Source organism: Methylosinus sp. LW4, assembly GCF_000379125.1.
GTDB lineage: Bacteria > Pseudomonadota > Alphaproteobacteria > Rhizobiales > Beijerinckiaceae > Methylosinus.
In genome coordinates this window covers 445,355-464,838 of sequence record NZ_KB900626.1, presented here as the reverse complement: position 1 = coordinate 464,838, position 19,484 = coordinate 445,355, and the positions used below count along the sequence as shown (strand labels likewise).

Annotated in this window: 24 protein-coding genes; 9 read left to right on the top strand and 15 right to left on the bottom strand. The window is 65.4% G+C overall.

Annotated elements, in window-relative coordinates; translation table 11 throughout:
• Window positions 1-9 precede the first annotated feature (9 nt).
• The gene (locus tag METLW4_RS0102365) at window positions 10-216 is read right to left on the bottom strand and encodes a hypothetical protein (RefSeq protein WP_018264604.1); all 207 of its coding nucleotides are present in this window, start codon (window positions 214-216) and stop codon (window positions 10-12) included.
• A 406-nt stretch (window positions 217-622) separates the two neighbouring features.
• Between METLW4_RS0102365 and METLW4_RS27545 the strand changes: the two genes are divergently transcribed.
• Complete coding sequence (locus METLW4_RS27545) at window positions 623-2,116, top strand: hypothetical protein (RefSeq protein ID WP_018264603.1); 1,494 nt, start codon at window positions 623-625, stop codon at window positions 2,114-2,116.
• 68 nt (window positions 2,117-2,184) lie between these two features.
• Window positions 2,185-2,394 carry a hypothetical protein gene (locus METLW4_RS0102355; RefSeq protein WP_157234798.1) on the top strand — a complete coding sequence of 70 codons (210 nt, stop codon included), beginning with the start codon at window positions 2,185-2,187 and terminating at the stop codon, window positions 2,392-2,394.
• Between the two features lie 7 nt (window positions 2,395-2,401).
• Here the strand turns inward: METLW4_RS0102355 and METLW4_RS0102350 are convergent, their stop codons facing one another.
• The 11 genes from METLW4_RS0102350 to motA form a co-directional block, all read right to left on the bottom strand.
• The gene (locus METLW4_RS0102350; protein WP_018264601.1) at window positions 2,402-3,496 is read right to left on the bottom strand and encodes a flagellar basal body P-ring protein FlgI; all 1,095 of its coding nucleotides are present in this window, start codon (window positions 3,494-3,496) and stop codon (window positions 2,402-2,404) included.
• Window positions 3,496-3,960, bottom strand: coding sequence for a flagellar basal body P-ring formation chaperone FlgA (flgA, locus tag METLW4_RS0102345; protein WP_018264600.1), 465 nt, complete (start codon window positions 3,958-3,960; stop codon window positions 3,496-3,498). Before flgA ends, METLW4_RS0102350 begins: the two co-directional genes overlap by 1 nt.
• Entirely contained in the window at window positions 3,957-4,745 is a 789-nt protein-coding gene (flgG, locus tag METLW4_RS0102340; protein ID WP_018264599.1) for a flagellar basal-body rod protein FlgG, read from the bottom strand. The genes flgA and flgG overlap by 4 nt, the downstream gene beginning before the upstream one ends.
• A gap of 18 nt (window positions 4,746-4,763) precedes the next feature.
• Window positions 4,764-5,084, bottom strand: a complete 321-nt coding sequence (locus tag METLW4_RS0102335; protein ID WP_018264598.1) for a flagellar hook-basal body complex protein FliE — start codon at window positions 5,082-5,084, stop codon at window positions 4,764-4,766.
• A complete protein-coding gene (gene flgC, locus METLW4_RS0102330; protein ID WP_018264597.1) occupies window positions 5,081-5,500 on the bottom strand; it encodes a flagellar basal body rod protein FlgC in 420 nt (139 codons plus the stop codon). Before flgC ends, METLW4_RS0102335 begins: the two co-directional genes overlap by 4 nt.
• 6 nt (window positions 5,501-5,506) lie before the next feature.
• Complete coding sequence (gene flgB / locus METLW4_RS0102325; RefSeq protein WP_018264596.1) at window positions 5,507-5,890, bottom strand: flagellar basal body rod protein FlgB; 384 nt, start codon at window positions 5,888-5,890, stop codon at window positions 5,507-5,509.
• Between the two features lie 72 nt (window positions 5,891-5,962).
• Window positions 5,963-7,042: an EscU/YscU/HrcU family type III secretion system export apparatus switch protein gene (locus tag METLW4_RS0102320; protein ID WP_018264595.1), complete on the bottom strand. Its 1,080-nt coding sequence runs from the start codon at window positions 7,040-7,042 to the stop codon at window positions 5,963-5,965.
• A 13-nt stretch (window positions 7,043-7,055) separates the two neighbouring features.
• Complete coding sequence (locus METLW4_RS0102315; protein ID WP_018264594.1) at window positions 7,056-8,081, bottom strand: flagellar motor switch protein FliG; 1,026 nt, start codon at window positions 8,079-8,081, stop codon at window positions 7,056-7,058.
• An 18-nt stretch (window positions 8,082-8,099) separates the two neighbouring features.
• Entirely contained in the window at window positions 8,100-8,402 is a 303-nt protein-coding gene (gene fliN / locus METLW4_RS0102310) for a flagellar motor switch protein FliN (RefSeq protein ID WP_244635349.1), read from the bottom strand.
• A gap of 124 nt (window positions 8,403-8,526) precedes the next feature.
• Window positions 8,527-9,474, bottom strand: coding sequence for a flagellar motor switch protein FliM (locus METLW4_RS0102305; protein ID WP_018264592.1), 948 nt, complete (start codon window positions 9,472-9,474; stop codon window positions 8,527-8,529).
• 5 nt (window positions 9,475-9,479) lie between these two features.
• On the bottom strand, window positions 9,480-10,352 hold the full coding sequence (gene motA / locus METLW4_RS0102300; protein WP_018264591.1) for a flagellar motor stator protein MotA: 873 nt from the start codon (window positions 10,350-10,352) through the stop codon (window positions 9,480-9,482).
• A gap of 154 nt (window positions 10,353-10,506) precedes the next feature.
• Between motA and flgF the strand changes: the two genes are divergently transcribed.
• From flgF to METLW4_RS0102285, 3 genes are all read left to right on the top strand, one after another.
• Window positions 10,507-11,229: a flagellar basal-body rod protein FlgF gene (flgF, locus tag METLW4_RS0102295; protein WP_026191187.1), complete on the top strand. Its 723-nt coding sequence runs from the start codon at window positions 10,507-10,509 to the stop codon at window positions 11,227-11,229.
• Entirely contained in the window at window positions 11,226-12,560 is a 1,335-nt protein-coding gene (gene fliI, locus METLW4_RS0102290; protein WP_018264589.1) for a flagellar protein export ATPase FliI, read from the top strand. Before flgF ends, fliI begins: the two co-directional genes overlap by 4 nt.
• Window positions 12,561-12,641: 81 nt before the next feature.
• Window positions 12,642-13,082 (top strand): hypothetical protein, encoded by a 441-nt coding sequence (locus METLW4_RS0102285; protein ID WP_018264588.1) that lies wholly within the window; start codon window positions 12,642-12,644, stop codon window positions 13,080-13,082.
• Here METLW4_RS0102285 and METLW4_RS0102280 read toward each other — a convergent pair whose 3' ends face one another.
• The gene (locus METLW4_RS0102280) at window positions 13,083-13,631 is read right to left on the bottom strand and encodes a hypothetical protein (protein WP_018264587.1); all 549 of its coding nucleotides are present in this window, start codon (window positions 13,629-13,631) and stop codon (window positions 13,083-13,085) included. It abuts the gene before it with no gap.
• A 217-nt stretch (window positions 13,632-13,848) separates the two neighbouring features.
• Between METLW4_RS0102280 and METLW4_RS0102270 the strand changes: the two genes are divergently transcribed.
• Window positions 13,849-15,033, top strand: a complete 1,185-nt coding sequence (locus tag METLW4_RS0102270; RefSeq protein ID WP_018264585.1) for a hypothetical protein — start codon at window positions 13,849-13,851, stop codon at window positions 15,031-15,033.
• Window positions 15,034-15,046: 13 nt separating this feature from the next.
• Here METLW4_RS0102270 and METLW4_RS0102265 read toward each other — a convergent pair whose 3' ends face one another.
• Complete coding sequence (locus METLW4_RS0102265; RefSeq protein WP_018264584.1) at window positions 15,047-15,640, bottom strand: transglycosylase SLT domain-containing protein; 594 nt, start codon at window positions 15,638-15,640, stop codon at window positions 15,047-15,049.
• Entirely contained in the window at window positions 15,588-16,457 is an 870-nt protein-coding gene (gene fliK / locus METLW4_RS27540; RefSeq protein WP_157234796.1) for a flagellar hook-length control protein FliK, read from the bottom strand. Before fliK ends, METLW4_RS0102265 begins: the two co-directional genes overlap by 53 nt.
• A 229-nt stretch (window positions 16,458-16,686) precedes the next feature.
• Between fliK and METLW4_RS27535 the strand changes: the two genes are divergently transcribed.
• The 3 genes from METLW4_RS27535 to METLW4_RS28215 all read left to right on the top strand — a co-directional run bounded on the left by METLW4_RS27535 (window position 16,687) and on the right by METLW4_RS28215 (window position 18,858).
• Window positions 16,687-17,334 carry a hypothetical protein gene (locus METLW4_RS27535; RefSeq protein ID WP_018264581.1) on the top strand — a complete coding sequence of 216 codons (648 nt, stop codon included), beginning with the start codon at window positions 16,687-16,689 and terminating at the stop codon, window positions 17,332-17,334.
• Window positions 17,335-17,475: 141 nt separating this feature from the next.
• On the top strand, window positions 17,476-18,093 hold the full coding sequence (locus tag METLW4_RS27530; RefSeq protein WP_157234794.1) for a hypothetical protein: 618 nt from the start codon (window positions 17,476-17,478) through the stop codon (window positions 18,091-18,093).
• Window positions 18,094-18,549: 456 nt separating this feature from the next.
• Window positions 18,550-18,858, top strand: a complete 309-nt coding sequence (locus tag METLW4_RS28215) for a hypothetical protein (RefSeq protein WP_018264578.1) — start codon at window positions 18,550-18,552, stop codon at window positions 18,856-18,858.
• Window positions 18,859-19,484 lie beyond the last annotated feature (626 nt).

The following is a 19,484-nucleotide window of genomic DNA, read 5'->3' as shown; positions in this document are numbered from 1 at the left end:
CCGCTCGCCTCACCAGAACTTCAACGCGGCGAGCAGGCCTTTTTGCGCGACCTGGCGGTCCTGCTCCTTGAGCTCGAGGAATATCTGCCGCGCGCTGGCCCGCAGATCGAGCAGCTGCTCGTCCGAAATGTCGAAATCGACCGACGCCGACCGCAATTCGCGGCGCGCCGAATCGAGCTTTTCCTGCAACAGGGCGATAAGGGAATTCTTTGCCATTTTCTTGCTCTCTCACTCGCTTGGGCGAGCCTGAGAGCGGGAGCGGAAGAACGCTCGAATTCCCTTTGCGGGCCTCAATCAGATTCGCCGGTCGGGCCTGCATCCGAGGCCCTCGGTTCTTTTGAACGCTCACGCTCGAGCGTCGGCGCCGATTATCTTTGAAGTTTCGCCGATCCGCAATCCGGCCGCCGAGCCCCTCGAAAGCTACGCGAAGCCCGCTCGGCGACATCACGTCGGTAGCGTATAAATATTGCACAGGCGCTTGAATCTGCTTGATGATCTAGGCTCGGCGCTGCGCAAATCCCCCAATGGCGAAGCGCCGGCGCATCGATAGATTCGCACTCGTCGATTCAACGCGTTGCGTCGCGCCTGCCGCGTTTTCGCCTATTCCCGACCAGGACCTCCCATGACATTCGCTCGCTGCGGCCTCGCCGCCGCGGCCGGGCTCGCGGCCATATTGGCGTCGCGAGGCGCGGCCGCCCATTGCATGATCGGCCCCCGCATGATCCCGATGACGCTGGCCATAGACACGCCCTGCGTCATGGATGATTTCATGCCCATGGCGATGGGAACGCGAAACGGCGATCACACGCGCGAGCTCGATGTCCCGCTGATGCTCTCCAAGCGCATCACCAAGGATTTCGGCGTCACCCTCGCCGGCACATGGACGCGCATGTGGATGCCGGAGAATCTCTCCTACATGGCCATGATCATGGATCATCACATGACGCCCGACGGCGCGATGATGATGATGCCCATGCTGATGCCGATGGGCATGTACATGCCCGGCATGACGATGGGCGGCTGGCAGAATCTGCAGACGACGTTCAAATATCAGCTGCTCACCGACAAGAAGAGCGAGCTCGTCGTCTCGGCGGGACTGTTCGTCGATTGGGGCGGCGTCGGCAATCGCTCGGCGGGCGCGCCACGCTTCACCACTCTGGTTCCGTCGCTATGGATCGGCAAAGGGTTCGGCGATCTGCCGGAAGAATTCGGCTGGACGCGCGCCTTCGCCGCGACCGGGCAATTCGGCCTGCGCCTGCCGACATGGCGGCGCACCCTCGCCTATTCGCTGAGCGGCATGAGCCCCGCCGGCGCGGACATGTCCGGCATGCTCAACTCCGTGATGGACATGTCCTGCATGAACATGCCCGCGCCCTACACATTCGACATGACGATGGCGATGCCGAGCATAGACGAGTGCCGCCACTCGCCGACCTTCGCCTATGGCGCGAGCCTGCAATACAGCTTCTCCTATTTGAAGAAGACGCTGAAGGTCGATCTCGGCGTCCCAGATTTCGTCTATGAGCTCAACCCGATCGTCGAGGTTCAGTTCCGCACGCCGCTCTCCGGCGTGCGCACGACGAGCCTGCCGCCCTATTACGGCGTGGAGCTGACGCCCAATAATCAAAGGGTCTTCGCCACCTCTCCCACTTCGGCCTCGACGGTCGGGACGGTCAATCCCGGCCTCATCTGGATGGGAGACAAGATCCAGATCGGCGCCGAGGCGATCATTCCGATCAACCGCCAGAGCGGGCGCGCCGTAGGCTGGATGGCCTCGATCGACTTCTCATTGCAGCGCTTGTTTCCAGACACTCTGGGCAAGCCGCTCATCCAAATGGCGGGCGATGAGGAGGAAGATCACGACCACGATCATGACGGCCATGAAGGCCACGATCACGAAGGTCACGATCATGAGGACCACGATCATCAGGGCCACGACCATGGCGCTCACGCGCATGGCGCCGGTCACGGTGGGCATAGCCACGGTGGACATGGCCATGGCGGAGGCGCGAAGGGCGCCGGAGGCCATCATGACCATAGCAGCCATGCCGCGCATCGCGGAACAAGCGCGACCGCAACCGGGACGGAAAGCTCAGGCCATCTTCACACGCATTGACGCCCCTACCGCGGACTGACCGCAGCGCCCAAATGAGCGCGGAGGCCGATCGCATAGCGGAGGGAAATATGGGCGATCAAATCGAGCTTTCGCTCATGCTCGAGCGCATCGACGCAGCGACGCTGCTCGAGAGCCTCGAGCGTCAGCTGGAAGCTCTGCAGAAGATCGAGCGCGCCGATGGCGACGAGCTCTATTCCGTGGCGCAACGTGAGAAGACCGCCATCATACCCGTCATAATGGCGCTGGAGAGCGCCTTGCGGGCGAGCCGCCCGCACTGACCCGCCATCACTGAATGATGAGGTCCGCCTGCAGGGCGCCGGCCGTCTTGATCGCCTGCAGGATCGAGATGATCCCTGTCGGCTTCAGCCCGATCTGATTGAGCCCGCGCACCAGCGTGCGCAATGTCGGCCCTTCCAGCGTAGCGACGCCGCCGACCTCCTCCGTCGCGGTGATGCGCGTCTGGCTGGTCACAGTCGTCTTGCCATTGGAGAAAGGCGCCGGCTGAGAGACTTCCGGCGTCTCATTGATGCGCACGGTGAGGCCCCCATGCGTCAAAGCGACGGGCGATATCTTCACATCCTGGCCGATCACCACAGTGCCGGTGCGTTCATCTATCACGACGCGCGCCGGCGTGCTCGGCTCTATGCGCAGCTCGCCGATCTCCGCGAGCAAGCGCGTCGCGCCGCCGCGCGTCGTCGTCAGCGCGATGGTGCGATTGTCGCGCTCGCGCGCAATGCGCTGATGATATTTCGCCTGCGAGTAGCGGTTGATCGCGTCGACGATTTGCACCGCCGTCTGGAAGTCGGGATTGCGCAGCTCCAGCATCAGCGCGCCATTCTCGCCGGCCGGCCGCGGCGCCTCGCGCTCGATCGTCGCGCCATTGGGCACGCGCCCCACAGTCGCGACGCCATGCGTCAAAGTCTCGTTCTGGCCGCCGACGGCGAAGCCGGAGACCGCGATCGGCCCTTGCGCGATCGCATAGACATTGCCGTCTATGCCGGTGAGCGAGGTGAGCAGCAGCGTTCCGCCCATCAGCGACGTGGCGTCGCCCATTGCGGAAACAGTGATGTCGATCGTCGAGCCCCAGCCGACGAAGGGCGGCAGCGCCGCCGTCACCATCACCGCGGCGAGATTGCGCGTGCGCAACGAGCTGTTGCGCACATTGACGCCGAGCCGATCCAGCATGGACGACACTGATTGCTCGGTGAAAGGCGCGTTGCGCAACGTGTCGCCCGTGCCTTGCAGGCCGACGACGAGGCCATAGCCGAGCAGCTGATATTCCCGCACGCCGCGCGGAAAGGTGATGTCCTTGAGCCGCACCGAAGCGAGCGCCGGCGCGCTCATCAGCACGAGCAGAGCGAGCGCGACGAGCCTGCGCATCAGCCCTCGCTCACGCGGATGGAGCCATCCGCCTGCACGCGGCCGGTGACGACAAGCCCGCTGTCCTGATTGCGCACGCGAATGAGATCGCCGATAGAGCCGGCCTGCAACGCCGAGCCGTAAGCGACGATGACCATGCCGCCTTCATCGAAAACGATCTTCACCGAAGCATTTATCGTCACGACCTTGGGCGCGTCGACGGCGATCGTCGGAACCGGACGGTCCGGCAGCAGCGTGCGCCGCGCCACCTTGCCGATGAGCGCGCCTTTTGTCTCCGCCACCGAGCCATCCGCCCCGGCGCCGAGGCCGAAGGCGCGCTCGCCGAGCATGGAGTCACGAATGACGTCGCCCGGATAGATGACGCCCAGCGGCACCGGGAGCATGCGCTCCTCTGCGCCGAGCGGCGTGGGGCCGCAGGCGACCGCGGCCAGCACGAGAGCGACGAGCCGCGGAAGGCGCATCATCTGATTCCCTTCGAGACAGTGCCTTCCATCTCGTCCACCGCCTGGATCACCTTGGAGCTGAGCTCGAAGGCGCGCTGCGCGGAGATGAGATTGACGAGCTCCTTGACCGGATCGACATTCGAGCTCTCGAGATAGTACTGGCTAATCGTGCCGAAGCCCGGATCGCCCGGCACGCCGACGACCGGCGCGCCGGAGGCGACCGTCTGGCGGAAGAGATTGCCGCCCAACGCCTCGAGGCCCGATTCATTGGCGAAATTGGCGATGGTCAATTGGCCGAGCTGCTGCGGAGTCGTCTGCCCGCCTATGGTGGCCGAGACGATGCCCGATTGATTGACCGTGATCGCGGTGGCGTTATTGGGAATGACGATGGTCGGCGTCACCAGATAGCCGTCGCCCGTCACCAATTGCCTATTGGCGTTGGTGCTGAAAGAGCCGGCGCGCGTATACACGGTCTCGCTGTCGGCGCCGACGATCTGGAACCAGCCGCGGCCCTGCAACGCGAGATCGAGCTGATTGCCCGTCTGCGTCAGCGAGCCTTGCGTCTGCAGGCTGCGGATCGCCGCGAGACGCACGCCGAGGCCGGTCTGCGAGCCTTCTGGAATCGTCGCGTCGCGGCCGCGGTTGGAGACGCCCTGAAGGCGGTCCGCCTGATAGAGCAGATCGGTGAATTCCGCGCGCGAGCGCTTGAACGCCGTCGTGTTAATATTGGCGATATTGTTGGAGAGAACTTCGATATTCTGCTGCTGGGCGTTCATGCCCGTGGCCGCGATGGCGAGCGCTCGCATGGTTCTACCGATCCTTGTTCAAATCGTCATACGGCTGATTTCCTGATAGGCGCCGACCGCCTTGTCGCGCACGGCGATCGCCGTCTGCAAGGCGCGCTCGGCGGACATGATCTCATCCACCACCTGCTGCACAGAGGCTTTGCCCTGCACGCCGGCGATAGACGTCGCCTCGCTCGACTTCACCTTGTCGACGACGCCGGTCGTGAGCTGATCGAGCACTTGCGAGAAAGACGCTCCATCGACAGACGAAGCCGCAGCGCTCTGCGCCGCGCCGCTCAGCGCCGAGACGCCGGCGCTGGAGGCGACGGAGGAGACGATTCCGGGGACGAGTCCGATCATTGGCTTCCCTTCAGCAGATCGATTGTCATGGAGAGCAGATCGCGCGTCTGCTTCATGACCTGGAGATTGGCCTCATAAGCGCGATTGGCCTCGCGCATGTCGGCCACTTCGGTGAGAATGTTCACATTCGGAAACTTCACATTGCCATCCTTGTCCGCAGCCGGATTGCCCGGATCATGCTCGACGCGAAACGGCGTGCGATCGACGCCGACGGCGCCGACGTGAACCAGCTCCGCGCCGCTCGCACGATCGAGCTCATTAGCGAAGGTGACGGTCTTGCGCGCATAAGGATTCGCGCCCGCGGTCTGACCCGTGGAGCGCGCATTGGCCATATTCTCCGCGACGACGCGCAGGCGCGACGATTGCGCCTCGAGTCCCGCGCCGGAAATTTTCATGGAGGCTTCGAGAGCGTCCATCTCGCATTATCCCTTCAACGTCGCCATCCACATTCCGTGGAACGACTTCATGATATTGGTGCTGAGAGAGAAGGCGCCGCGAATCTCGCCCGACTTCATCATCTCCTGCTCGAGGCTGACCGAATTGCCGGAGAGGCTCGTCTCCCAATTCGCGCCCTCCTTCGGCGAAGAGGCGCGCGGATCGAAAGCCGCTGTCTGAATATGCAGCCCATTGGTTCCCGCGAGCTCCAATGCGCTGTGATCCAGAACCTTGGAGAAGGGCGCGACATCGACCGCCTTGTAGCCGGGCGTGTTGGCGTTGGCGATGTTCTGGGCGACCACCGATTGACGCGCGGAGAGCCAGCTCCGCTGCTTTTCGACGAGATCGAAGAGATAAACAGGCTCGACCATGATGCCTCGCGCAGATTTGGTAACGGAAAATTATCTGTTCGGTCTTGCGTCAAGCTGGACTTGCGCCCGCGATCAGCGAGAACGCGAAGCCTGACCGCTGTTGTGCAGAAAATGAATGAGCTCTGCGATCGGACGATAGAATTCCGACGGGATCATCTTGTCGATCTCGACATGATCGTACATCGCGCGCGTCAGCGCCTGACGCTCGAGCACGGGCACGTCATTGGCCTCCGCGATCTCCCTGATCTTGAGCGCGACGAGATCGGTTCCCTTGGCGACGACGAGCGGCGCGCCGCCCTCCTCGCGCACATAGCGAAGCGCGATGGCGTAATGCGTGGGGTTGGCGATGACGAAGGTCGCACGCGGAACCGCCGCCATCATGCGCTTGCGCGAACGATCCAGCGCGATGGAGCGCAGACGCGCCTTCATCATCGGATCGCCTTCCGATTGCCGGAGCTCCTCCTTGATCTCCTGGCGGCTCATGCGCATGTCGCGCCGCCACTTCATGCGGCTCCAGGCGAAATCCGCCATCGCCAGCAGAACGACCGGAATGCAGACGACGCTGGTGAGGCGAATGACGAGCTTGAGCAGCAGGCCCGGCACCTGGCCGGGCTCGACGCGCATCGCATCGGTGATGAGGCCGCGGTCGACATTGAGCGAAAAAATGACCGCGCCGGCGATGATAATGATTTTCGCCACCGATTTGGCGAGCTCTACGAGGCCTGTGACGCTGAAGATGCGCTTCAGCCCCTCACGCGGCGAGATGCGCGAGAGATCGGGCTCGATACGCTGAAAGACGAGGCGCGGCGAGCCCTGAATGAAAGCGGCGACAATCGCCGAGACGATGAACATTCCGAGAATGGGCGTCAGAAAGCGCGCCGTCTCCAGCACCACCGTCCGCGATTGCATATAGGCGTCCGCGCCATTGGCGAGCGCGAATTGCCCGACATTGCCGAGCATGAGAGCCATGGCCTCCGCGAGGCGCGGGCCGACGGTCTGAAAGACGAAGGCGGAGCAGAGCAGAAAGGTGAGAAAGAGCGTCGCGATCGACAAATCGCGCGAAACGGGCGTCTTGCCCTGCTCGAGGGCGTCGAGAATCTTCTTCTCCGACGCCTCTTCTGTTCGTGATTCGTCGTCTTCCGTATCGCTCATCGATCAGAGGCCGTCACTCGGCGGCCTCCTCGGGAGCGGCGCTGGACAAGTCGATCTTGCCCTGCTCGGCGAGCCTCAGCACCGTGTCGGCGATGACGCGGCGCGCCTCCATGATGTCGCGACGCGGCGGCGACGCGCCGCTCGCCAGCTCGGCCTCCACCATGCGCCGCGTGCGCGCGGAGAGCGCCGCCAGCACAAAGTCGCGAACGTCCACCTCCGCGCCGCGCAGCGCCAGAATGACGCGATCGGCGGGAATGGCGTCGAACAGGATCATGCGGGCGCGGACATTCAGCTTGGTGATGTCCTCGAAGTTGAACAGCATGCCCTTCAACGCTTCGGCGTCGCGCGGGCGGCGCTCGGAGAGGCTGCGCAGCACGCCCTCGGCATGCTCGCGCTCCATCTTGTTGATGATCGCCGCGAGCTTGGCGTTCTTCGCCGCGGAGGCCGTGGCCTCGGAATTCTGCAGGAGCTCCTCCTGCAATGTCGTCTCCACCAGTCGCAACGCCTCGTCGGTGACGGGCTTCGACGACAGCATTCGCCGCATCACATCGTCGCGAAAATCAGCCGGCAGCACGGACAGCGCCTTGGCGGCGCGCGCCGGATCGATCCGCGACAACGTCAACGCCGCCGTTTGCGGATGCTCCTTGGCGAGATATTCGATGAAGGCCGGCTCCGGCGCGGCGCTGACGCGGCCCCACACGGCGCTATTGGAGCTGCCGAGAACATCCGACATGATCTCGGCGATCTGCTCCGGCGGAATGACGCCCGCCAGCAGCTTTTCCGCCTCGCCCGCCGTGCCGCGCAGATCAGAGCCGCCGCTCTCGAGCTGCGACATGAAATCTTCGATGAGCGGCTCGATCGTGCTCGCTGGAACCGCGCCGAGGCCAGCGGCGAATTTGGTGATCTGCCGCAGCTCGTTCTGATCGAAATGCTTGAGAACGCGCTGCGCCACATCCTTGTCGACCGACAGCAGCAGCGCCGCGACTTTTTCCGGGCCGTTGAGCGTGCGGCCTACATCGGCCGCAATCAGATTCGTCATCGCGGGCTCCCGCCTCCGTCACATGCGCCGCGCGCCGCTCCCGGGCTCGATGATCTCGGTGAGCGAGACCCCGAAGCGCGTATTGTCGTCCTCGACGACGACCACCTCGCCGCGCGCGATGAGCCGTCCGTTGACGACGACGTCCACCGGCTCGCCGATCTTCTGGTCCAGCGGCACGATCGCGCCGCGCCCGAGCTTGAGCAGATTGGAGACCGGCATGGTCACCGACCCGATCACCACTTGCATGACGACCGGAATACGCAGGATCGACTCGAATTTGCGCGCGTCGATCTCGGGCTCGCCGGCGCGCTCCGCCATCATCAGATCTTCGCCCATCGGGCGCGAGCCGCCGATCAGCCGTTCGAGCTCCTCGCTCTTGGAGCTCTCAAAATCGAACTCACCCATGTCGATCTCTCCATTGTCGACGCCGCAATCGCGCCAGCGCTCAACCGCGCAGCACGTCGTCGATGAATTCCTGCTGCTGATCGACGAAATCGTCGATGCGTATCGTGTAGGAGCCGTCCTTCTGGCCGATCTCGCACCAGAACAGCGACTGCCCTTCGCACATCAGCGCGACGAGACCCGTCGGCGAGACGGGCAGCTCTATGACCTGGCCGACCTCGAAGCGGGCGACGTCCGCGAGCGTGAGATCGCTCTTCTCCATCACGGCGCTCAGCGTCACCTCGGTCTCGGTCACGCGCTCTTTCATCCGCTTCGCCCATTGCGGATCCGTCGCGGTCGTCGATTTCGGCGCCTCCTGCGACAGGGCGTCGCGCAGCGGATCGAGCGTCCCCTGCGGAATGGCGATGAGCAGCGCGCCCTCTGCTCCGAAGGCGCGCAGCCGGCAACGGCAAACGACGCTGAAGCCGCCGCTCTTGCGCGCGGCGCCTGCGGGCTCCGAGCGCGCTTCCGTCGGCTCGAGCGTGAAGCGCGCTCCGACGAGCGCGACGAAAGCCGCCTGCAAGGAATTGGTCACGCGCGAGAAGGCCAGCAGGCCGACGCGCGTCTCGATCGCCGTGAGCTCGCGCTCCGCGTCATAAGGCGGCTCCGACCCGTCAGAGCCGAACAATCCCTCGAGCAGCGTGAACACGAAACGCCGGTCGGCGGCGATGATCGTCCTGGCTTCTGGATCGGCGCCCGCGACATAGGATGCGACGAGCGCGGCGCGCTCCGTCTCGAGCGCGATCTCGCCCGCGCGCGCCACCGTCATCGACTCGACGGCGAATTGCATCGCGCCTTCCGCGAGCCCGCGCATCGAATCCTGCATCTGCGATGCCATGGCGTCGAACACCGCGCGCAACAGCGGCATACGATCGAGCGAGGGGCCGCCGCCCGAGAGCAGACGCTCCCTCACTCCCTGCGAGGCGAATTCCACGGCTCCATTCATGCTCATACCGATCACGCCGCCTCGGCCGCGCCGCCGCCGGAGAGCGTCTCGTTCTCGACCTCGTCGATCGAGGGACGCTCGTAGGCGGGAATGGATTTACGTCCATGCTCGACGGCCACTTGCGGCATGGCGCCATTCATGAACGCGAGCAGCGTCTGCTTGACGATGACGTAGAGGTGGCACTCCTTGCTGCGCGCCACCTTCACCTTGAAGGCGAGCGGCGTGACAATGCCATAGGAAACGAAGATGCCGGCGAATGTGCCGACCATGGCGGCGCCGATGAGGCCGCCGAGCAGCTCCGGCGATTGATCGAGCGCGCCCATCGCCTTGATGACGCCGAGCACGGCCGCCACGATTCCGAGCGCCGGCAGGCCGTCGCCGACCGAGGTCAGCGCATGATAGGGCTTCAGCCGATCGTAGCGAATGGCGGCGATCTCCTCGTCCATCAGCGCCTCGATCTCGAAGGTGCGGACATTGCCGATGATGAAGAGACGGCAGTAATCGCAGATGAAGGTGGTCATTTCCTTATTGGCGAGCACCTTCGGAAACGCCGTGAATATCTTCGATTCCGCGGGATTGTCGACATGCGCCTCGACCTCGTTGCGCGGCTTGCTGCGCAATTCGCGCATCAGAGCGTGCAGCAGGCCGAGTATGTCGAGAAAGTCGCGATGCTTGGGGCCTTTGTCCATGACCGCCTGGCCGAGCGCCTTGCCCGTGTCCATGATCACCTTGGTCGGATTGGCGACGACGAAAGTGCCGAGCGAGGAGCCCATGATGATCACGAACTCCCATGGCTGCCATAGCACGATCAAATGGCCGCCCAGCGCCGCGAAGCCTCCGAACATGCAGCCCATCGTGATGATCAGCCCGACGAGAAAGCCCATGACGCCAGTCTCCGATGGAAATTCGTATTAACGAATTAGTCACCCTCCCTTGCGCGAGGCTGACATTTTCTTTCAGCTTCACGCAAGCAAAACCGGTCAGCTTCATGACGGAGCGGCGCGATGCGGCCGCAGCGCAGGCACGGACCTCGACGACATGCAATCGGCCTTTTACGTCTCGCTTTCGGCGCAAGTCTCCGTAGACAAGCGGATGGAGACACTCGCCAACAATATCGCCAATGCGGCGACGCCGGGCTATCGCGCCGATGGCGTGAGCTTTCAGCAGGTCGTCTCCCAAACGGACACGAGCAAGACCGCCTATGTGTCGGCGGGCAAGGATTTCGTCTCGCGCGCCGTCGGCGAGCTCACGAAGACCGGCGATCCTTACGATATCGGCATTGTGGGCAATGGCTATTTCGCCATACGGACGCCGAATGGAACCGCCTACACGCGCGACGGACGCATGCGCATGACGGAGACCGGCGATCTGCAGACCGTCTCTGGCTTTCCGATTCTCGATGCGGGCAATTCGGCCGTTGTGCTCGATCCCAATGGCGGCCCGCCGATGATCTCGCGCGACGGCATGATCACGCAGAGCGGTCGTCAGGTCGGCGCCGTCGGGCTCTTCACCTTAGACGATACAGCGGACTTGACCCGCGGCCCCAACGCCAGCCTCATTCCGTCCAAGCCCGCGACGGCGGTGCTCGATTTCGTGCGCAATGGCGTGCAGCAAGGATTTATCGAGGGCTCCAACGTCAATCCGATTCACGAGATGGCGAAGCTGATCGCCACATCGCGCGCTTTCGACAGCGTAAGCTCGATGAACGACATGCTCGACAGCTCGCAGCGTGAGGCCATTCGCACCCTCGGCGGCTCATGACCTCGCTACAGCGCCTGCGCGCCGCGGTGGAGCGCGACCAGCGTCGCATCGATCACATTCGCGTCTTCGGCCTCGTGACCGAGGTGACGCCGTCATATTGCCGCGTCAGCGGCCTCTCCGATTTCGTCGAGCTCGGCGAATGCGTGCGCATCGGCGCGCCGCCGGACGGCGCGCTGGGGCAAGTCGTGCGCGTCGGCAAAGAAGGCGCGATCATCAAATCCTTCGACAATCGCGTGCGCATCGGCCTCAACTCACCCGCCTATCGCGCCGGGCCGATCGCGGTCGCGCCGAGCGCCGATTGGGCCGGGCGCGTTCTCGACGCTTTTGCGCGGCCGATCGACGAGCGTGGCGCGCTCTCGGATGGCGACACGGCTTTCGACGTCGACGCCTCGGCGCCGAAGGCGATGCGCCGCGGCCGCGTGAGCGTGCCCGTGCGCACCGGCGTCAAGGCGGTCGATTGCTTTACGCCGATTTGCGCTGGCCAGCGCATCGGCATTTTCGCCGGCTCTGGCGTCGGCAAGTCCACCTTGCTGGCGATGCTGGCGCGCGCGCCGGGCTTCGACACTGTGGTGATCTGCCTCGTCGGCGAGCGCGGTCGCGAAGTGCGGGAATTTCTCGACGAGGTGCTGGCCGGACAAGCGAGCGAGTCGATCGTCGTCGTGGCCACAGGCGATGAAAGCCCGATGATGCGCCGTCTCGCGCCGCTGACGGCGACGACCATAGCGGAATATTTTCGCGATATCGGCCGCAATGTTCTGCTCATCGTCGATTCCGTGACGCGTTTCGCGCACGCCTCGCGCGAGGTGGCCTTGGCCGCCGGCGAGCCGCCGGTGGCGCATGGCTACACGCCGAGCATATTCGCCGATATTCCACGCCTGCTGGAGCGCGCCGGACCTGGCGAGGAAGGGCGCGGCTCGATCACCGGCGTCTATTCCGTGCTCGTCGACGGCGACAATCACAATGATCCGATCGCCGATTGCGTGCGCGGCACGCTGGATGGCCATATCGTGCTCGACCGCGCCATCGCCGAGCAAGGACGCTATCCGGCGATCGATCTCAAAGCGTCGATCTCGCGCCTCGCGCATCACGCCTGGAAGCCGGAGCAGCGGCATCTCATCCAGAAGCTGCGCGCGCTGGTGTCCCGCTATGAGGACACGCGCGATCTGCGCATGCTCGGCGGCTATCAGCGGGGCGCGGATGTGGAGCTGGACCAGGCCGTGCAGCTCGTTCCCAAGCTCTATGAGGCGCTGACTCAGTCGCCGCAATCCCCGCCGAGCGTCGACCCCTTCCGAGAGGTCGCCGACAGGCTGCAGCACGCGACGCACGGCTGAACGGGACGGCGCGCCCGCCCGGTCAACCAATCTTTCACTCCTTCGCGGTCATGATCCCGGCCCTGCCTGCGGCTCGGGACCATGACGAATTTCGCGACCATTCTCGATAGCCTGGAAAAAGCGACCCGCGCCACGGAGCGCGACGCCGGGCCTGTGCGCCCTCCCCCCATCGGGGCCCTGCTGCGCGAGGAGGCGACGCCGTCTCCGCTATCGCCGGAGGATCGCGTGGCGCGAATATCCCGCGCTTATGGAATCGATCGCGCGACACCGAGGGAGCCCGCCCCACCGCCGCCGCCGAAGGTCGCGCGGCTGCCCGAGCGCGAGGAGGTCCTCATCGAGCTGCAGCGCGCCGAAGGCTCGCTCGCGAAGCTCGGCGCGCTGCGTCGACGCCTCGCCTGGGCCTGTCACCCGGATCGGCAGGAGAAATCGCGCGCGCGGCAGGCGGAGCACCTGCTCGCGGAGTTCAATGCGCAGATCGACCAGGCCGTCGCGCGCGCCAATGCGCGCGTCGCCCGGCGCTGATCACTCGCCGATGACGACTCCGGCGCTCGAGACCAGCGCCCATTTCTCGCCGCGACGCTCCAGCGCGGTGACGCGGCCGAGCCCCTCCACGAGATCGCCCGGCGACACTTTGATGATCGCATTCGGCGTTTGCAGCAGAGCGACGCCCGAGCGGACGCTGAGCAGCGCGAAGCCGGGAACGCCGACCTCCGATTGCGCCTCGCCGATCGAGCCGACGGGCGTGAAGTCGACCTTCCCGCGCTGATCGGCGATCTGCGTCTGAATCCGCTTGGCGGCGATGACCGTGGGGCGGCTGTAGATCGCGAGATGCTCGAGACCGGCGAATTGCGGACGCCGCTCCGCATCGGAAATCATATAGCCGGCGAAACCCGTCGACACGACCGCGAGAGCGACCCCGACAGTGCGCAGGGCCAGCTCGCCGATATCGCGCGTCGGGCGCATCGGCGGCGTGCGGCGCTCCGCGAAGAGATGCGGCGGCGCGATCTTCGGCTTGCCCAGCGTCGGCGCGCGACGCGGGCCATCGGAGCGAAATGTCGGAGCGTCAACCATGCGACCGTTCCTCGAATCGATGAACTAGAAATGGATAGCTCAAAATCGAGCAAAGTTGAATCGAGCTGCGAAATTTCGACAAGCTTCGGGAAATGTTGGCTCGTTAGCTATCTGATCCGACGCGAGAGGCGTCGACGGCGAAGGATGCGCCGAGTTCCGTGCGGCGATCGGAGCGGCAGACGGTGAATTTATGCGTATCGAGCAATCGTCGGATCCCATGAACGCGCTGCCGATCGGCCTCGCCAAGCTGACGCGGCTGGCCTTCGCCGGCGTCGATCTGAGCCGAGTCGCCGGGCGCCTGCTCGGCATGTGCGAGCGCGACCCGAACCACGCCGGCGCGCTGATGGATCTCGCGGTCATCGATCAGCTCGAGGGCAATCTCGCGACGGGCCTGAAGCGGCAGGCCATGGCGCTCAGCAAGCAGCGCGTGTTCCGCAGCACCTGCTGCGGCGCCAATCCGAGATTGCGCGTGCTCGCATTCGTCGCCGCCGCCGACATAGGTGCGAACACGCCGCTCGAATTTCTGCTGGAAGGCTCCGACATCGCCTTGACGATGGTCTATGTGATGCCCGGCCGCGAGCTGCCCACCGCCTTACCGGATCATGATCTCGCCTTTGTCGCGATCGCGGCGACGAGCCTCAACCGTCGCCTGCTCGCCGAACTCGAGGATCTGCTCGCCTATTGGCCGACGCCGGTCGTCAACCTTCCCGACCGCGTCTCTATGCTGGAGCCGATCGCGCTGGCCGCCAATCTGACAGAGGCCGGGCTGCGCACGCCCATTCTGCGTCGGATGGCGCACGACGAGCTGCGCGACGTCGCCGAGTCGAGCGCGGCCGGCGGAAATTTTCCGATCGTCGTCCGCGCGATCGAGCAGCGCAACGAGCGCGGCGCCGAGAAGATCGACACGGCGCTCGGCCTCGGCCTCTATCTCGCGAAGCGCTCGGACCGGGCCTATCTCGTTTCGCCATTCGTCGATTGCCGTGGACAGGACGGGCTCTATCGAAAAATCCGCCTGCTGTTCATCGACCGACGCCCCTACGCGTGCCATCTCGCCGTCTCAGAAGGCTGGAACGGCTCCTATGTCGATGCGCGAATGGAGGCGGATCTGCGGCGCCGGCGCGAGGAAGAGCATTTTTTCGCGACCTTCGACAGCGACTTCGTGACGCGCCATTCGGACGCCTTCGAGGCGCTGGTCGACTGCGTCGGCCTCACCTATTTCGGCGTGGATTGCGCCGAGACGGAGAGCGGCGAGCTGGTCGTGTTCAAGGTCGATCACACGCTGCTGGTCCACGACATGGATCCTGTCGACGTGTTCCCCTACAAGCCGCCGCAGATGCGCAAGATATTCGACGCCTTCGCGTCCTATCTGCATCGCGCCGCGGGCGACGGCGAGCGGCGCTGAGCGTCGGCCGCGCTCAGCGCGACGCGGCTTCTCGGCGCGGGCGGCAGAAATCGCGCGAGGCGTCGGTCCAGGCGCCGAAGCCGCTGGCGATCATATTGGCGATCACCGAGCACACATAGCTCTTCTGCGCCGGCGCGTTCTTCGGCCCGGCGTGATAGCGCGCGACGGCCGAGGTCCATGTCCCTTCGCGCTTGTGCAAATCTTTGAGGAAGCGCGCCGCATAATCGACATTGGCGCGCGGATCGAACATCGCCTCGACGCTGGCGAAGCGCGCGCCGTGATAGTGATGATTGACCTGCATGCAGCCGATATCGATGAGCACGGCGCCGGAGCGTTTCGCCGCGAGAAATCGCATCATCGCCTCGCGGAAATCGGCGCTGAGCACCGCGCGCCCTTCGACATTCATCGCAAAGGCGTTGAGCGCGCCCTTCTGCCCCGTCTCAGTGAGCGCCACCGCATAGAGCACGGCGAGAGGAACCGCATTCTCATTGGAGGCGCGGATCATCTCCCTTTCGCAAATATTGCTCGACGTCGGCCGACCTTCGGCGCGCGCCTCACAGATAGACGTCGCCGCCGCGGCGATCAGCGACGCGGCGAGGCTCGCCATTCGTCCCCCGCTCGCCATTCTCCGCGCTCGCGCCTTGCCTGCGATCACCGCCCGATCCCCCATAGCCCGCTCCCTGTCGACCGACGCTCTGCTCCTCACGTCCGCCTCCGCCCGCTTGCGCGAAGCCCCCGCCATTGTCGGGCGCGGCTTGCGCATTGGCGCCGTCGGCGGCGGTCGGGCCGATCTGTATGGTGCAGGAGTCGATCGTGCAGCCGGACGATTGCATCGCCTCGACGAGCTTCTCGCGCGTCGAATCGAGCCGGCGCAACGCCTCGGACGATTCGACGCTGATGCGCATGTCTATGCCCGAATGCGCCAGCTTCATCTTCACAGTGACCGCGCCCAGCGCCGCAGGCTCGAGCTCTATGGTCAGGATTTTCGGCGCGACGCTCTGCCGTTGCCCTTCGCCGACATTCGTAGCGGGCGCCGCCGCCGGCGTCGAAGACGTCAGAGATGCAGAAGCGATTAGGCTGCGCGCTTGCGGCGCGAGGAGCTCGGCGAAAGCCGTCGGCAGCTGCGCCGCCGGCGCGAGAATAGCGAGCGTTCCGATAGGCGCTGGCGTAACCGCGCTCGTTCCGTCATCGACCATCGTCGCGCTCGGTTGCGTCGAGACGCTCGGCGCATCTGGCGGCGGCGTCACATTGTCACGCGTCTCGAAACTCGCCGATCTGGAATCGATGGATGGCCGAGACCGATCGTCGATCGCCGCCATTGAGCCGCGATCGGAATTTCTGTCGGCGCTGGACGATGACGCCTCGATGCTGCGAGCATCGGCGAATGACGCGGCGACAGAGGAGGATTCGACGGACTCCGTCACCGTCGATGCGCTCGCGCGCCGATCGTCAGCGGAAGCTCGGTCGCTCGACCGGATAGCGGACGCGCGCTCACGCTGCGGCGCGGATATGATTGGCGCGGCGCTCGACGCAGCAAAGGCGGCGCGCGACGCATCGCCGCTCGCTACGACAGCCGAGGGTTGAGCCGACGCCGCGCCGGTCGATGCGGCGGACGCTCCTACTTCGCTGCCGGCGTCATCCGGCGGCGCAGATGTGGTCGGCGCAGCTCTCGACGCAGAGAAGCCGCCGCTCTGCGCATCGCCTTTCGTTACGACTGCGGAGGGCTGGACCGGCGCCGCGCCTGTCGATGCGACAGACGCTCCGACAGCGCTGCGGGCGTCATCCGGCGACGCCGATGTGGTCGGCGCAGCGATCGACGCAGAGAAGGCGCTGCGCGGCGCACCGCCATTCGCTACGACAGCCGAGGGTTGGACCGGCGTCGCGCCTGATGCGGCAGATGCTCCGACAGCGCTACGAGCGTCATTCGGCGGCGCGGATGTGGTCGGCGCGGGGCTCGACGCAGAGACGAAACTGCGCGGCGCATCGCCATTCGCTACGACAGCCGAGGGTTGGACCGGCGTCGCGCCTGCCGATACGGCTGACGCTCCGACAGCGCTGCGGACGTCATCCGGCGGCGCAAAAACGGGTGCGCGCGCGTCGGCCGCCGCAGATCGCGAGGCGGCAGGCTCCGACGATCGCCGCCCGGCCTGCTGCGGATCGCTGGCGCTTGCGACGCTCGGCGCCGACGACTCCACGCGCGATGCCGCGACGACAGGCGTAGCGCGATTGGTGACAGGCGGCGGGCGTCGAGTTTCGCTCGAGATCTGCGAAAAAGACGTCGCAGCCGGCGCGGCGACATAATTTGACGCGGCGCTCGCATCCGCGGTCGCAGCGTCCTGCAGCGGCGTCGAGAGCGACGAGCTCGGTTGATCCGCACCCAGCGCTATTGTCCCGGCGTCGGCGGCTCGGTCGACTTGAGCGCCTCGATCCGACGCCACGCCCGTGACATTGGACGCGCGCATCGATGCGACGCTCGTCGTCATTGTTCGAGATGCGAGCGCATCGGCCGGCGTCGCCGCAATATTGCTGCGGCTACGATCGGCTTCGAAAGACCTCGATGGCCAAGTCTGCGTGGGGGAAACGTCCGCGCTCCTCGCGTCGCCCTCGACGCGGGATTGGACGAGCGTCGCGCGCGACGATGTATTCTGCGCAATCGGCGTGGCGCCGTCCGCCGTCGAGCGCGCGGCGATGTCGACGCCGGCTGTCGCGCTCGCGGATTCGACGCGCGCGAAAGCCTGCGTCGAGATCGGAACGGTTCCGGCCAAGGCGTCACGCAGATCGAATGGAGTCGGCGTCGTTCGCGTTTCGTCCGACGAGATATTCGATGTCGAAGAACCAATGTCGTTGCGCGACGACGACGCGACGAAGCTCACATTGTCTTCCGTCATCGAGACGCTGGCGAAATCGTCCGAGGGAGACCCGCGCATGTCGCGAGCCGTGTATGACGCCGAGGGCGCGACATCGAATTGCGACGAAACATTCGTCGATCCCGGCTGCGGAAGCGAATTAGTGGCCGGCTGCGCTACCTCGCCGCGAAGCTCGAAGGACGGGTACGCGTGAATGTCGGCGGTCGCGACACTCTGTGCTCTCGGGGCGGCGGCGGCGAAAGCGCCCCCCTGCGATGCGACGAACGAAAGCGCTTCCGCGCCCCGCCCGAGCGAAGATCGGTCAGCGACGGCGGGCGCTCGGTCATCGGAGGGCGCCTGCGACGCGCGAGGCGCCGCACCGGAGCGCGATAGAGCGGAGGGCGCCGGAGCGACGTCGCCTGTCGTAGCGTCGATCGGCGACGAGTCGAGCGCGGCAATGGAGCTCGTCGTCGGATTCGCCGCGCTCCCTTGCGAAGACGTCGAAGCCGACGGACGCGCCGGATCACGCAAATCGAATGGAGCGAAGTCGCTCGTGCGAGTGACCGCCGCCTCGCGGACGTTCTCGTCCGAGTTCCGCATCCGCGGCGGCGCTTGCGTCTCGGCCGCAGACGGCGCCAATGGCGAGGGATCGCGATAGGCATAGGACGCAATGAGATCGGAGCGCATATTCACGCTGGCGGCTCGCGTCGCTATAGGCGCTTGCCTGGACGACGAAGAAGAAGTGGCGGGCGGCGCCTCTCTCTGCGTCGTCGCCTCATTGCCGTCGAGCGTCGACGAAATGTCAATCGGCCCGGACTCAGAAGCCGCCTCCTCCGACACGGCGAGCGCTTCGACCGTCGATGAACGCGCGTCCCCGATCGTCACGGCCGTGGCGACCGAATTGTTCGACGAAGCAAATCTGGAGGAAGTCCACTGCGGCGTCGAAGCCGGCGTCGCTGTCGGCGATACGCCTCGCTGAACAATCGGCGTAGCGATCGAAGCGGCGGAAATCTCAGCCCCCGACGACGGCCGGCTATTACGCAGATTGTCGGTGGCTTCTGTCGGCGCCGTCGAATTCGGGACGAGGGAGTCGCTTCCGATCGCCTGCGCCGATACGCGATTGTCGAGGTCGCGCTCCACGCGCATTTCGCCGGCGGGCGGCTCCGAAACAGGCGCATAGTCAGGAGTGAAATTCACGCGCGGGGATTCCGCGCGCAACGAAGGGTCGGCGGTCGAAGTCGTGACCGTCGAAACATAGACCGGCTGCGGCGCGACCGTCTCCGGCAAGGGACCTCGGACCGAAGAGGAGACTTCGGTTTGCACATTCGCCGCAAAGGACGACGACGAGGGCGAGCGTCGCTGCGCCGCGGCCGTGCTCGGCGCCGGCGCCGACGAGACGGATGCGGTCGAAACGATGCGCGGCGCGGGCGTCGTAGCGATGGCCGCCGCGTCATCGTCGAGCGAGAGAGCCCCGAGATCGCTCGACGTCACGACATTGGATTGCGAAGCGACGGCGCGCCTACCGACGGTCGAGTCCGCAGACAAAGAGGCGGCGGGTCGTGATGCGGATGGGCGCGAAGCTTCGTCCCGCCCCTCCGACGACGC